General features: G+C 41.9%; 12 protein-coding genes and 11 tRNA genes. 4 read left to right on the top strand and 19 right to left on the bottom strand.

Annotated features, from left to right (window positions below; genetic code table 11):
* Position 1 precedes the first annotated feature (1 nt).
* Complete coding sequence (locus GPDM_RS03405; protein WP_008428961.1) at positions 2-448, bottom strand: Dps family protein; 447 nt, start codon at positions 446-448, stop codon at positions 2-4.
* A 108-nt stretch (positions 449-556) separates the two neighbouring features.
* On the opposite strand from GPDM_RS03405, the gene yidD reads away from it, so the two are divergent.
* Positions 557-787, top strand: coding sequence for a membrane protein insertion efficiency factor YidD (yidD, locus tag GPDM_RS03400; protein WP_008428959.1), 231 nt, complete (start codon positions 557-559; stop codon positions 785-787).
* An 86-nt stretch (positions 788-873) separates the two neighbouring features.
* Positions 874-1,863 carry a metal ABC transporter solute-binding protein, Zn/Mn family gene (locus tag GPDM_RS03395; RefSeq protein ID WP_008428957.1) on the top strand — a complete coding sequence of 330 codons (990 nt, stop codon included), beginning with the start codon at positions 874-876 and terminating at the stop codon, positions 1,861-1,863.
* Positions 1,864-1,953: 90 nt separating this feature from the next.
* Here the strand turns inward: GPDM_RS03395 and GPDM_RS03390 are convergent, their stop codons facing one another.
* From GPDM_RS03390 to GPDM_RS03360, 7 genes are all read right to left on the bottom strand, one after another.
* A complete protein-coding gene (locus GPDM_RS03390; protein WP_008428956.1) occupies positions 1,954-2,622 on the bottom strand; it encodes an MOSC domain-containing protein in 669 nt (222 codons plus the stop codon).
* A gap of 113 nt (positions 2,623-2,735) precedes the next feature.
* Complete coding sequence (gene menC, locus GPDM_RS03385) at positions 2,736-3,806, bottom strand: o-succinylbenzoate synthase (RefSeq protein ID WP_008428955.1); 1,071 nt, start codon at positions 3,804-3,806, stop codon at positions 2,736-2,738.
* Positions 3,797-5,221, bottom strand: a complete 1,425-nt coding sequence (locus tag GPDM_RS03380) for an o-succinylbenzoate--CoA ligase (protein WP_008428954.1) — start codon at positions 5,219-5,221, stop codon at positions 3,797-3,799. Before GPDM_RS03380 ends, menC begins: the two co-directional genes overlap by 10 nt.
* A gap of 63 nt (positions 5,222-5,284) precedes the next feature.
* A complete protein-coding gene (gene menB, locus GPDM_RS03375) occupies positions 5,285-6,103 on the bottom strand; it encodes a 1,4-dihydroxy-2-naphthoyl-CoA synthase (RefSeq protein WP_008428953.1) in 819 nt (272 codons plus the stop codon).
* A complete protein-coding gene (gene menH / locus GPDM_RS03370) occupies positions 6,100-6,927 on the bottom strand; it encodes a 2-succinyl-6-hydroxy-2,4-cyclohexadiene-1-carboxylate synthase (RefSeq protein WP_008428952.1) in 828 nt (275 codons plus the stop codon). The genes menB and menH overlap by 4 nt, the downstream gene beginning before the upstream one ends.
* Positions 6,924-8,624, bottom strand: coding sequence for a 2-succinyl-5-enolpyruvyl-6-hydroxy-3-cyclohexene-1-carboxylic-acid synthase (gene menD / locus GPDM_RS03365; RefSeq protein WP_008428951.1), 1,701 nt, complete (start codon positions 8,622-8,624; stop codon positions 6,924-6,926). Before menD ends, menH begins: the two co-directional genes overlap by 4 nt.
* Positions 8,611-10,002 carry an isochorismate synthase gene (locus GPDM_RS03360; protein ID WP_008428950.1) on the bottom strand — a complete coding sequence of 464 codons (1,392 nt, stop codon included), beginning with the start codon at positions 10,000-10,002 and terminating at the stop codon, positions 8,611-8,613. The genes menD and GPDM_RS03360 overlap by 14 nt, the downstream gene beginning before the upstream one ends.
* Positions 10,003-10,173: 171 nt before the next feature.
* Between GPDM_RS03360 and GPDM_RS03355 the strand changes: the two genes are divergently transcribed.
* Entirely contained in the window at positions 10,174-11,085 is a 912-nt protein-coding gene (locus GPDM_RS03355) for a 1,4-dihydroxy-2-naphthoate polyprenyltransferase (protein ID WP_008428949.1), read from the top strand.
* Positions 11,086-11,208: 123 nt separating this feature from the next.
* A complete protein-coding gene (locus tag GPDM_RS03350; RefSeq protein ID WP_008428948.1) occupies positions 11,209-12,174 on the top strand; it encodes a DMT family transporter in 966 nt (321 codons plus the stop codon).
* A 13-nt stretch (positions 12,175-12,187) separates the two neighbouring features.
* Here GPDM_RS03350 and GPDM_RS03345 read toward each other — a convergent pair.
* The 11 genes from GPDM_RS03345 to GPDM_RS03295 all read right to left on the bottom strand — a co-directional run bounded on the left by GPDM_RS03345 (position 12,188) and on the right by GPDM_RS03295 (position 13,187).
* Positions 12,188-12,259, bottom strand: a tRNA-Glu gene (locus GPDM_RS03345).
* Positions 12,260-12,265: 6 nt separating this feature from the next.
* Positions 12,266-12,356: transfer RNA gene (locus GPDM_RS03340), tRNA-Ser, on the bottom strand.
* 4 nt (positions 12,357-12,360) lie between these two features.
* Positions 12,361-12,435, bottom strand: a tRNA-Asn gene (locus GPDM_RS03335).
* A 1-nt stretch (position 12,436) separates the two neighbouring features.
* Positions 12,437-12,513, bottom strand: a tRNA-Ile gene (locus GPDM_RS03330).
* 13 nt (positions 12,514-12,526) lie between these two features.
* Positions 12,527-12,600, bottom strand: a tRNA-Gly gene (locus tag GPDM_RS03325).
* Positions 12,601-12,605: 5 nt separating this feature from the next.
* Positions 12,606-12,681 (bottom strand) — tRNA-Phe (locus GPDM_RS03320).
* A 17-nt stretch (positions 12,682-12,698) separates the two neighbouring features.
* Positions 12,699-12,774, bottom strand: a tRNA-Asp gene (locus tag GPDM_RS03315).
* 3 nt (positions 12,775-12,777) lie between these two features.
* Positions 12,778-12,854 (bottom strand) — tRNA-Met (locus GPDM_RS03310).
* A gap of 66 nt (positions 12,855-12,920) precedes the next feature.
* Positions 12,921-13,013, bottom strand: a tRNA-Ser gene (locus GPDM_RS03305).
* Positions 13,014-13,028: 15 nt separating this feature from the next.
* Positions 13,029-13,105 (bottom strand) — tRNA-Ile (locus GPDM_RS03300).
* Between the two features lie 8 nt (positions 13,106-13,113).
* A tRNA-Met gene (locus GPDM_RS03295) sits at positions 13,114-13,187 on the bottom strand.
* Positions 13,188-13,206: the final 19 nt, after the last annotated feature.

Here is a 13,206-nt window from a genome sequence, read left to right as displayed (position 1 = left end):
CTTACTTCTTTTCGCCCAAAAATGCTGATAACATCCAAGAATGTTTTTCAAGATTTTGATGAACGGCATTTAACATGTCTTCTGTCATGTCATCACCGTCGTCAGCTGCTAAATGCATGCCTTTTTTCAAGGATTTCATAATTTTATCATAATCACTTACGATGGCATCGACCATTTCTTCTGCTGTTTCTTTGCTACTTGCTTCTTCTACTACAGAAAGCTCTAGCTGCTCTTTCATCGTTGCCACTGGCTTTCCACCAAGCGCAAGTAGACGTTCCGCAATTTCATCCATGTGTAACGTTGCTTCGTTATACAATTCTTCAAATTTTACATGCAAGGTAAAGAACGAAGGTCCTTTTACGTACCAATGAAAATTATGTAATTTTGTGTAAGCAACAGACCATGTTGCCACCTGCACGTTTAATTCATGGTTTAATTCGTTTGACATTCCCAATCACTCTCCATATTTTTTTGATAAGTTCTTATACTTTATTTATACCTCTCCTGCCCCTACAATAAACATATAAAGTAATTTGACGAAAAGAGCTGAACCATTTTGAAAACAGCCTTACTAAAAATATTCCGTTTTTATCAGCGATTTATCTCACCTTTATCACCGCCAAGTTGCCGATTTTATCCAACTTGTTCTCATTATGGAATTGAAGCAGTAGAAAAACACGGTGCATTAAAAGGCGGATATTTAGCAACAAAACGAATTTTAAGCTGCCACCCTTTCCATAAAGGCGGCATCGATTTTGTTCCAGAAGAATGGCCACCAAAAAAATAATTGGTGGTTTTTCTTGTGTTTTCAAAGAGCATCATGTAATATTCTACTAGTCAATAAAACGTAATCGTTACATTTTGGAGGTAGACATGAAAAAAATCTTATTATTGCTTTCCTTATTTTTACTATTAGCAGCTTGCGGAAAAACAAGCGAAGAAGCACAGAGTATCGACAATGATGACTCTAAGCTGCAAGTGTACACAACGGTTTATCCACTTACTTATTTTACTGAACGCATCGGTGGCGATTTTGTCGAAGTTCAATCGATTTATCCAGCTGGTTCTAATGAACACACGTTTGAACCAACACAGCAAGACATGATCAAACTGGCAGATGCAGATTTGATGTTCTCGATTGGCTTGGGTCTGGAAGGATTTATCGACAATGCGAAAAAGACATTGGAAAACGAAAATGTTGAATTCGTAGCGACTGCGGATCAAATTACAGATGAAGATTTAGAAGCCGCACTGGGTCATCAAGAAGAAACTCATGAAGAAGATGTAGTTGAAGATGAGCATGCGGAGGAAGCTGAAAGTCACGATGATCATGATCACGGTTCAACAGATCCGCACGTTTGGATGTCACCTGTATTGAGTCAAAAACTAGTAGAATCGATTAAAGATTCTTTAGTTAAAGCAGATCCAGAAAATGCGGAAGTGTACGAAAGTAATTACACAGAACTGATTATTGAACTAGAAAATCTAGATCGTTCATTCGACTCTTTAGCAGAACGTGTCAGCAAAGACACATTTTTTGTATCACATGCGGCGTTTGGTTATCTTTCAGAACCATACGGCTTTAAACAAATCGCCATTGCTGGTTTAAACAGTCAAAACGAACCTTCACAAAAAGAATTGACGGAAATTGTAGATTTAGCAAAAGAATACGATTTACAATATATTGTTTTCGAACAAAACGTATCCTCTAACTTAACCAAAGTTATCCAAAAAGAAGTCGGTGCAGAAGCCATCGAAATGCACAACCTCGGTGTTTTAACACAAGAAAACATCGATAACGAAGAAACTTACTTTACTTTAATGGAGAAAAACCTTCAAGTGTTGGAAACAATTTTGAAATAGAATACAAAACAGCGGTGGAATGAGTGTTTAGCACTCATTCCACCGCTGTTTTGTATTTTGATAATCTGTTCCTTCACCTTATAGTTTATACTACTTTCCTGACGTCAATTTCGTCAATCGCTTTGTCAAAAATTGACGCCATTCAGCTGCTAATTCTTCCGCTCCAAGCACTTTCATAATCCCGTCAACATCTCTTGGTTTGTGGAAATTGATTTCATTGGCATAAAGAACTGACACTTGTGTCGGACTTTTTGAGACCTTTCGAATGATCGAATCAGCTCGAACGGTTCCTTCTTCTAACACACGACAAAGATAACCTGTATAGCCTGTTTTCACCATTGCTTTTAACAAAGGCTTCATCTCAAGACGTCGGTCGATTGTGTTGCAAGGAACTCGTCCTTGCGTGATTTGAACGATGGCATCGCCTATTTGAAAAATATCACCGATGCAAACATCCCGCTCTAGCATATTCGTCACAGTTAGGTTTTCCCCGAAAGCAGCTGGAGGCAATGTCGTTTCAAACTGATCGTTCCAAAAAGCATAATGTTCATAAGGATACAAGCACACAGCGCGATCTGGTCCCCCGTGATATTTTACATCAGCCACTCCATCTCCACTAAAACCGTCTTTCGTTAAAAACGATTCTTGTACAGTTTTTTTACGAATGGCCGTTTCCATTTCCTCGCCGTTTCCATACGTCATTTTCTCAGGTAAACCAATCGCAAAATGTTTGATGATCGCCTCTTCTGAATTTTTCATATGTTCCCCACCTTATGATCCGCCAACGAATCGACTCTGATTTACTTTTCTGTATTATACACCCAAAAACACAGCAGTCGTTCAAGAACTTTTCGTTAACTTAAAGAAATATTTTATTCGGCAAGATTTACCGTATACCCTATTCCTATTTGATCGCTCAACTGAATTTCTCCACTGTCGACAATGATTGCTGGCTGAATAATATCCTTTTCCCAGAAATGGGTGGAGGCAGAAAAATCACCTGGATAGTCGATACTTGGCAACGATGCTAGTGCTAAATTATGGGCTTTCGAGACACCAAATTCAATCATGCCGCCAACCCACATACTTATCGAGTGCTCACGGCACAATTTCACGACTTTCAAAGTTTCCGTCCAGCCACCAAGGCGACTCATTTTCAATACGACAATATCGCCTGCTTTACTATCGATCATTTGTTGAACATCTTCTATACTAGCAATGCTTTCGTCTAAGCAAATTTTGGTGTTGAGTTGTGCTTTTGATCGCGCATGTAACAACCACTCACGCTCTCCAAACGGCTGCTCAATAAGTGCAAATCCCACATCATCAAATTCTGTTAATCGCTCAAAATTATCTTTATTGAAACTGCCATTGGCATCCGCGAAAAATAACAACTCGGGATAGCTATTAACAACTGACTTCAACATAGACGGATCTGTATCCGGATGGATTTTGATTTTGATTCGCTTGTACCCTTCATTGTTCGCTTGCGCTACTCGTTTTTCGATTTGTGCCGGATCTGCAGCTACGACGATGCCAGCAGGAATTGCTTTTGAAGTGCCTCCGACCAATTGCCAAAGCGGTTGCTGCTGTTGTTTTGCAAACAAGTCCCACACAGCCATTTCCATGGCGGCCTTTGCCATACGGTTGCCTTTCACAGCATTGAACAGCTCCCACACTTCTTTTGGGTGTTGAAGATTTTGACTCTTGAGTAGCGGCAGTAACACATGCTCGAGTACAAAACGACAGCTGGTAATGGTTTCTTCTGTGTACCAAGGAGTTTCAAACGCTACGCATTCTCCGTACCCAATGTGTCCTGACTCATCTCGCACACTCACAACAATCACTTCCCGCTCATCTACTTGCTGTAAAACTGATTTAAATGGGGTTTTGAGCGGTCTTCGTATTGTCTTTAGGCCAATCTCTTTAATCGCTATACCCATGCTCTCAGCTCTCTTCTCAACAGCTTATTGGAAGCATTACGCGGCAACGACTCGACAACTTTCAATTGTTTTGGCACTTTGTAAGATGCCAGCTGTTCGCGACAATACGCCAATAGCTCTTCTGCTGTCACCTCTTTTTGTAATACCGCAAATGCCACAGGAACTTCTCCCCACTGATCACTCGGTGCACCACAAACGCCAACTTCTTGCACAGCCGGATGAGCGGATAACACTTTTTCGATTTCAGCAGGATAAACATTTTCCCCGCCAGAGACGATTAAATCCGAACGGCGATCCACAACAAACAAAAAGCCTTCGTCATCTAAATAGCCTATGTCTCCTGTATGAAGCCAGCCATCTTGCTGAACCTCTCGCTCGGCAAATTTCCCGATATAGCCAGGCGTCACTTGAGGACCGCGAATCAGGATTTCTCCTACTTCCCCAGGTTTTTCTGTTTTAACTTCATATAAAAATAACGGCTTACCCGCAGATCCGATTTTTCGCTCTGCGTCCGCCACTTGTAACGTTGTTGTTTGCGACGATGTTTCCGTCATACCGTATGTTTGCAACACCGGAATTCCACAGTTTTTAGCACGTTTCATGTAAGCAATGGGAATCGGTCCACCTCCAGCAAGCACGGCTTTAAAACGATCCGATGCTCGGATGGAAGCTTGTTCAACACTCGTTAAGATACGCTCTAACGTCACTCCAACAACTGACATATGCGTCACGCTGCCATTGCAAATTTCTTCAGCACTTTGGTCTGCATCAAACTTCTCGTATAACCGAACCCCCATGCCATAAATTAATGACCTCATCAATATCGAAAATCCGCTAATGTGAAACAAGGGCACGGCACATAACCAAACATCTTCTGGTGCTATACCAATATTAAGCGCCGACGACACAGCACTTGAAAAATGATTTTCTGCTGTTTGGCGAACACCTTTTGGATGACCCGTCGTACCAGATGTATACATAATCGAAATGGTACGATTTTTTGCCCATTGCTGCTGCGGTTCAAATTGAACGGGTTTGGCATTTTCAATTTCACCGAATAAAACCACGCGTGAATCGTCCACTTTTTCTTTTAGCACATCAGCGACAAGTATAAACGCCACTTCTGCATCATTTATTTGGTAGGCTAACTCGTTACTTGATAAGCGTTCATTTAGCATGACTATTTCACAACCTAAGTGAAGACAGCCATACAAAACAAAAACAAATTCAGGAGTGGATTTTGCCAATACTGCGACACGCGAATTTTCATTTACGCCAAGTGCGCTAAGTTTCCCTGCATAATCAAGTGCAATCGTATTTATTTCACAAAAAGTCCATTGTTGTTGCTCAAACGACAAGGCCATACGCTCGCCGCTCAAATAACTTCGCTGACTCAACCAATTCGGATAGGTCATGTAAAAAATCCTTTCTTCAAAAAAAGCTGTCCCCAGAGAGGACAGCTTTCAATTATTCAATAATCATGGGAAACGTGGGAATTGACCAAAGTCCGGTTTGCGTTTTTCTTTAAACGCATCGCGTCCTTCTTTTGCTTCGTCAGTTGTGTAATACAATAATGTTGCGTCTCCAGCCATTTGCTGCAATCCAGCAAGACCGTCTGTATCAGCATTCATCGCCGCTTTAACAAAACGAAGTGCAGTTGGGCTCATTTCAAGCATTTCCTGACACCATTGAACCGTCTCGTCTTCTAACTGCTCAAGAGGTACAACTGTATTAACTAAGCCCATGTCCAATGCTTCTTGTGCATCATATTGACGGCATAAGTACCAAATTTCACGTGCTTTCTTATGGCCAATAATACGTGCCAAATAACCAGAACCGTATCCAGCATCAAACGAACCAACGCGTGGACCTGTTTGACCAAAGCGTGCGTTATCTGCAGCAATCGTCAAGTCACAAACAACGTGCAAGACGTGTCCGCCACCAATTGCATAGCCTGCAACCATTGCGACAACTGGTTTTGGAATCACACGGATTAAACGTTGTAGATCTAAAACGTTCAAACGTGGAATTTCATCTTCCCCAACATAACCACCGTGTCCGCGTACGGATTGGTCGCCACCTGAACAGAAAGCTTTTTCGCCTTCACCAGTTAAAACAATAACGCCTACATCTGAATTATCGCGTGCGCGTGAAAATGCATCGATTAATTCGTGAACAGTTTTCGGACGGAATGCGTTACGCACTTCCGGACGGTTAATCGTAATTTTTGCAATGCCGTTAAAAATTTCATACTTAATGTCTTCATATGTACGTTCTGTAATCCACTCGCGTGTCATGATTTTCCTCCTTGATAGTTCAAACTTAAATACTCTCTTACTATTGTAGCAAACTCAGCAGGTTTTTCCACATGAATTGCATGACCCGCATCAATAGTTTTATGAACAGCATTTGGCAGCTGTTCAAGCATCTTTTGTGCAATCGCCTCAAACTTTACATCCAACCGTCCCGTTACTAACAAAACGGGTATATGCAAACCTTTTAGCTCTTGCCAATAAGACCTTTGCGCACCTGTTCCCATGCCGTGCAAACTATTCGCAAGGCCTAATGGGTTTTGTGCCAACCGTTCTTCACGTACTGATTGCTGCACCCGTTCAGGCAACTCTTTTTGACTTGCAAACAACGCAATATTTTCCCAAGCATCCACAAAATTGACGAGTCCCCCTGTCATAATTTGCTCTGCAAGACGCGCATCATTTGTTCGGCGATCTTTCCTTGCTTGTTCACTATCAAGTCCAGGCGATGCACTTTCAAGAATTAATCCTGTCAACCGCTCCGGATAGTGACATGCATAAGCAAGCGCCGTACGGCCACCCATCGAATAACCAACAAGTATAAAGTTGTCCAATGCTAATTGATCGAACAAAGCATTTAAATCTTCTAGCTGACGTTCAAGCGAATAAGCTTCAAGCTCTTCTGGACTAGAGGACGCTCCATGACCGATTAAATCAATCATAACAATTTTGGCATCCGTCCACTTTTCACTAACCGTATGCCACGTTTTCGTGCTTCCTGTAAAGCCGTGCAGAAAAACCAAAGTTTCTGACTTTTCTGGATTTCTTACTTCAACATGATAAATAACGCTGCCGACTTCAAGCTTCATTGTTTCGCCAGCTCCTCGTCAAAACGGCTCCATAATTTACGGTGCGTTGTAACATTGTTTTCACGATTGGTAAATACTTCAATTATTTTCACTGATTTCGTTTTCGGCTCATCTAAAGCAGCGGCAAATTGCTCAACTGTTTCTGCAGACACATATTGCGCATCGTACATGTTCGCAGCATCGCTAAATGTTAGCCCAGTCGGTGTACCAAATAACTCTTCAAAATAGTGTTCTTCTTGAGACTGTGGCAAATAAGAGAAAATGCCACCACCATCATTATTCATAATCACAATCGTCAAATCCGTTTCCTGCATTTTTGACGCGATTAATCCGTTCATATCATGCAAAAACGATAAATCTCCGATATACAAATAAGCTGGACGCTGTTTTGCTGCTTGCACGCCAAATGCCGTTGACACTACCCCGTCAATGCCATTTGCTCCGCGATTTGCATAAAGCATAATATCCCGCTCAGTTGTTTGGAAATACGTATCTACATCTCGAATTGGCATACTACTGCTCACAATCAAATCACATTGATCCAATCGGTCAAAAAGCACTTTCGCTAATACTCCTTCATCTAGTTCATCCTGACAATGTTGCTCGACAACTTGCCAGTATAAATGAGAAGCTTGCGTCCATTTTTCACGATACGCATTTGGGGATTTCTTTTCCACCGGTAATTGCCATAAGTTTTTTTCAGCTGCTTGAATGTGATGCGTTGCGACAGATTGCGGGTCACGCAACATCGAACTTTCATCAAACACCACATAGGTTTCTGGTTTTACTGCCCCTAAAAACAAACTCAGTGGTTTTGAAACCGGTTGTGGCCCGACACGAATCACCACATCTGGCTTAACCGCATCTTTAAATCTCTCGCTTTTAAGCAACGCATCATAAGAATCAATAATTAACGATTTTGCCGACTGCGGCACATTTCCGCGTACGTTAGATAACGGATCGGCCAATACCGGCCAATCCAATTTCTCAATAAACGTCCAAAATTCATTAGGCATTTTTTGCGTTTGTTCTCCAACAATCAACAGGCCATTTTCCTTTTTTAAGAGTTGCTGTAAAAACATGCGACTTTCCGCATTTAACGACCGCTCTCCGCCCATATGAGCAATTTCATGATTGCTTACATAATCTTGTTCAAAGTCAATACGCAGTGGCTCACGGAATGGCACATTTATATGTACTGGTCCTCGCGGTTCACTCGTTGCATTTTGGACAGATCGATGCAAATGACGTGTTAAAAACGCCAATTGATTTTCCGTTTCCGGCATCGGTAAATCGGTTGCCCATTTAACGTGTGATCCAAATATATTTACTTGATTGATGGCTTGTGGCGCGCCGACTTCGCGTAGTTCATGTGGACGGTCCGCTGTAACGACCAGTAAAGGCACACGCGCATAAAACGCTTCAACAACAGCCGGAAAATAATTAGCTGCCGCCGTTCCTGACGTACAAAGAAGCATAACTGGTTTCCCAGAAGCTTTAGCTAAGCCTAACGCAAAATAAGCCGCAGAACGTTCATCTATTTGGCGATAAGTTGTTAAGCCTTCTTGCTTCATACAAGCATATGCAAGAGGGGTTGAGCGAGATCCCGGACTAATGACGACATCGCTAACCCCTTGCCCAACAAGTGAATGAGTAAAGGCCGATACATATTCAGTTAATGCTTTACGATTCGTCACTTAATTGACCTCCCAATGCCCGGAGCATCGGTCTAAATTTAACCCATGTCTCGTCATACTCTGATTCAGGAGTCGAATCTGCTACAATTCCGCCACCTGCATATAAATAAGCTTTTTCTTCATCTAATAAAGCCGAACGAATAGCAACCGCAAATTCGCCGTCTCCTTGTGTATCAATCCAACCAATCGGAGCTGCATAATACCCACGATTCATCGCTTCGTATTTGCGAATCATCGCCAATGCCTCTAATTTCGGCTCTCCGCCAAGTGCTGGTGTTGGATGAAGAAGTTCTACCAAGTCAAATAATGTAGATCCTGCATTTAACAACCCTTCGACTGGTGTATACAAATGCTGAATATCTCTAATTTTCATCAGTTTTGGGGTTTTCGGTACAATGGTTTGACTACATGTTGCTTTAAACACATCGCTAATCATACTCACAACATATTGATGTTCTGCACGATTTTTAGGATCTAGCAATAAAGTTTCGCCAAGTTCTGTATCTTTTTCTATGGTTTTCCCACGAGGCGTTGAACCTGCTAAACATGTAGATAACGCTTTTTCATTTTCTACTTTCACAAGTCGTTCTGGCGTTGCCCCAAAGAAAAATTGCTCTTCTGCCTCTAAACCGAATAAGAAACTTTCCGGTTGCTCATTTGCTACTTGGTACAATGCAGAAGTCGGTGATAGTTTCTTTTCAAACCCCAGTTTCACTGTGCGCGCAATCACAACTTTCTCGACTTCTTTCGCTTTAATAATATCCGTCACGCGTTGAATCGATTCTAAGTACTCTTCTTTTCTTAGTTCGGTCCGTTCAATCACATTCGGTTTATCGTACTTATCCACTTCAGACACTTGTGCGGCATGAAGTAATTTATCTCGTTCTTTCCGTAACGCATCAAATTCATTAAAACTGTCTTGTTTTTTCGTGATCAAGTGAATACTAACAAAAGCTTGATCCCCTTTTAAAATCAACTGAAAAGTTGGCACTACAAAATAAGCCTGTGGGAACCTTCTCCACTCACTCGGCTTCGTGTTGAATGGGTCAAACGAAAATCCTCCGAATAAAACCGGATGAACCGAACGTTCTTCATTCACGATTTGGCGACATAAATTTTTCCAGTCGTTTTTTATATTTTCAAACCTTCCAGCTGTCTCATCAGAAGAAAGAACATGCGCGTGTCCAATTCCAACAAGTGTAAAGGTCTTTTCACGATTTTTCCAATACATGCGTTTTCCTGCGTGGTCGTTCCCGCCAGCTTCAAAAAATGCCAATGCAGACATATGTGTAACTTCGATTGTTTCAGTATAAAATCGATAGCCTTCAAACTGGTCTGCCGCAAATTGCTGGGTCGATGAAGACGATTCTGAATTCACCTGATTACCTCCGTTTTAAGACAATAGTCTAGTTTATTCCACTTACTGTTTCACTTTTTAATCTCTACCCTCTATCATACTCTTTTCTGTTAAAATCAGCACATCATTTGCTGTATTCTGGACTATTTTAAAGTACAATGAAGAGTGGAAAGAATTAAAGGAGAGATTAAGATGACACATTCCCTACAAGCAGACAGCGGATGGCGCGTATGGTGGCAATTGACACGCCCACACACACTGACCGCTTCCTTCGCTCCCGTATTTCTCGGAACGATGATTGCTTTACATTATTCCCCGATCGACTGGATTTTATTCCTAGCAATGCTGATTGCTAGTTTACTAATCCAAGCAGCAACCAATATGTTCAATGAATATTACGATTTTGCAAGAGGTCTAGATAATGAGAACTCCGTTGGTATTGGCGGCGCTATTGTTCGTAATGGCGTAAAACCCAAAACCGTTTTAGCTTTAGCATTAGTGTTCTACGGTATCGCTGCAGTTATCGGCATCTATATTTGTTCACAAACTAGCTGGTGGCTTTTAGTTGTAGGCGCAGTTTCTATGGCAATCGGCTACTTTTATACAGGCGGTCCATACCCAATCGCTTATACGCCATTCGGTGAACTTTTCTCAGGGGTAGTTATGGGCTATTTAATCGTTATTATCGCTTTTTATATTCAAACTGAAATGGTAACTGTTGAAGCTTCGCTACTTGCTATACCAAGTACTTTATTAGTAGCAGCTATAATGCTAGCTAACAACATTCGAGATATCGTTGGCGATGAAGCAAGTGGCCGTAAAACACTCGCGATTTTAGTTAAAAGACCGACAGCCGTTAACATTCTTATGGCTTTCTTTATCTCAGCTTACACATGGATCTTCGTTCTTGTTATTTTAGGAACATTAACACCATGGACGTTACTCGTATTTCTAAGCGTTATTAAACCAATTAGAGTGGTTCAAATATTTAAACACCACACGGCACCGCTAAAAGTAATGCCGGCTATGAAAGATACAGGAAAAACAAACACACTTTTTGCCTTATTGCTCGGTGTTGGTTTATTAATTGAATACTTATTATGATGACAATGAAAAAAAGGATTTCAGCTGAAATCCTTTTTTTATATGCAAATTTAGTTTTGTAGAACTTTTGAGTATGCGTTATAGTTGAGAAATAATTCAAAATACTGATAGGGAGGATATTGGGTGAAACCTATAATTATCGGAATCATTGCTGCTTTTTTCTTCGCATTTACTTTTGTTTTAAATGCCACAATGGAAGCTAGTGGTGGAAGTTGGATTTGGAGCGCTTCTCTTCGTTATCTTTTTATGATTCCTTTTTTGCTATTAATCGTTTTATCTAGAAGAAATTTAAAACCATTATTACACGAAATGAACAGAAACAAAAAAGCTTGGTTTGTTTGGAGCTTTATTGGGTTTGGCTTATTCTATACCCCACTCTGCTTTGCAGCTGCTTACTCTTCTGGTTGGTTAATCGCAGGTGCTTGGCAAATCACTATCATTGCAGGCACTCTTCTCGCTCCTTTATTTCTCATAACTATACATACTAAAGAAGGCGTATTTCAGTTAAGAGGGAAAATCCCGATGAAAGGTCTAATGATTTCTTTCATCATATTGGCAGGAGTCAGTCTCATGCAACTAGAACACATTGCGATTGTTTCTACTGCTACACTCTGGTTTGGTTTTATTCCTGTTCTTCTTGCTGCATTTGCTTATCCACTTGGCAATAGAAAAATGATGGAGATATGCGACGGTAGATTAGACGCCTATCAAAGAGTTCTCGGAATGACCTTAGCCAGTCTGCCTTTTTGGTTACTATTATCGTTGTTGGGGTTATTCACGGTTGGTGGGCCATCTGCTTCACAAAGCTTACAAACTTTAATTGTTGCCATCAGTTCTGGTGTAATTGCCACAGTGTTATTCTTTAAAGCTACAGATCTTGTTAGAGGAAATATGCAAATGTTAGGAGTGGTTGAAGCAACTCAATCAATGGAAGTTTTATTCGCTTTGGCTGGAGAAATTCTCTTCTTATCAATAGCACTACCTTCAGGATTATCATTAATAGGAATTCTTATTGTTATGGGCGGCATGATTCTTCATAGCCAGAATTCCAATAAAACGAAAAAAAGAGTCATGCAATTAAATGCATGACTCTTTTTTATGATGACCCCTACGGGATTCGAACCCGTGTTACCGCCGTGAAAGGGCGGTGTCTTAACCGCTTGACCAAGGGGCCAAATACTGGCGGAGAAGGAGGGATTTGAACCCTCGCGCCGGTTGCCCGACCTACACCCTTAGCAGGGGCGCCTCTTCAGCCACTTGAGTACTTCCCCAGTATGGCTCCGAAGGTAGGACTCGAACCTACGACCATCGCATTAACAGTGCGGTGCTCTACCACTGAGCTACTTCGGAATGGTGGGCCTAAATGGACTCGAACCATCGACCTCACGCTTATCAGGCGTGCGCTCTAACCAGCTGAGCTATAGGCCCATATGTAATAGTATGGAGCGGGTGAAGGGAATCGAACCCTCATCATCAGCTTGGAAGGCTGAGGTTTTACCACTAAACTACACCCGCATAAATGGTGGGTCAGGACGGAATCGAACCGCCGACACTTAGAGCTTCAATCTAATGCTCTACCGACTGAGCTACTGACCCACAACATTGAATAAAAATGGCGGTCCCGACCGGGATCGAACCGGCGATCTCCTGCGTGACAGGCAGGCATGTTAACCGCTACACCACGGGACCATTTGGTTGCGGGGGCAGGATTTGAACCTGCGACCTTTGGGTTATGAGCCCAACGAGCTACCGAACTGCTCCACCCCGCGACAATAATATAGGTACTAATTTGAATCAATTTCTTTTAAAAATAATTGTCCACACATTTAGAAAAATGGAGGAGGAAGAGGGATTCGAACCCCCGCGGGATTTGACTCCCCTGTCGGTTTTCAAGACCGATCCCTTCAGCCAAACTTGGGTATTCCTCCGTGATAAAATACAAATGGTGGACCTTGCAGGACTCGAACCTGCGACCGGACGGTTATGAGCCGTCTGCTCTAACCAACTGAGCTAAAGGTCCTAAAAAAGTGGCGGCAGAGGGGATCGAACCCCCGACCTTACGGGTATGAACCGTACGCTCTAGCCAGCTGAGCTACGCCGCCAGGATCTTTAATAATATAG

The organism is Planococcus donghaensis MPA1U2 (assembly GCF_000189395.1).
Classification (GTDB): Bacteria; Bacillota; Bacilli; order Bacillales_A; family Planococcaceae; genus Planococcus; species Planococcus donghaensis_B.
The sequence above is the reverse complement of the archived record's forward strand: the minus strand, read 5'-3'. Positions and strand labels throughout refer to the sequence as shown.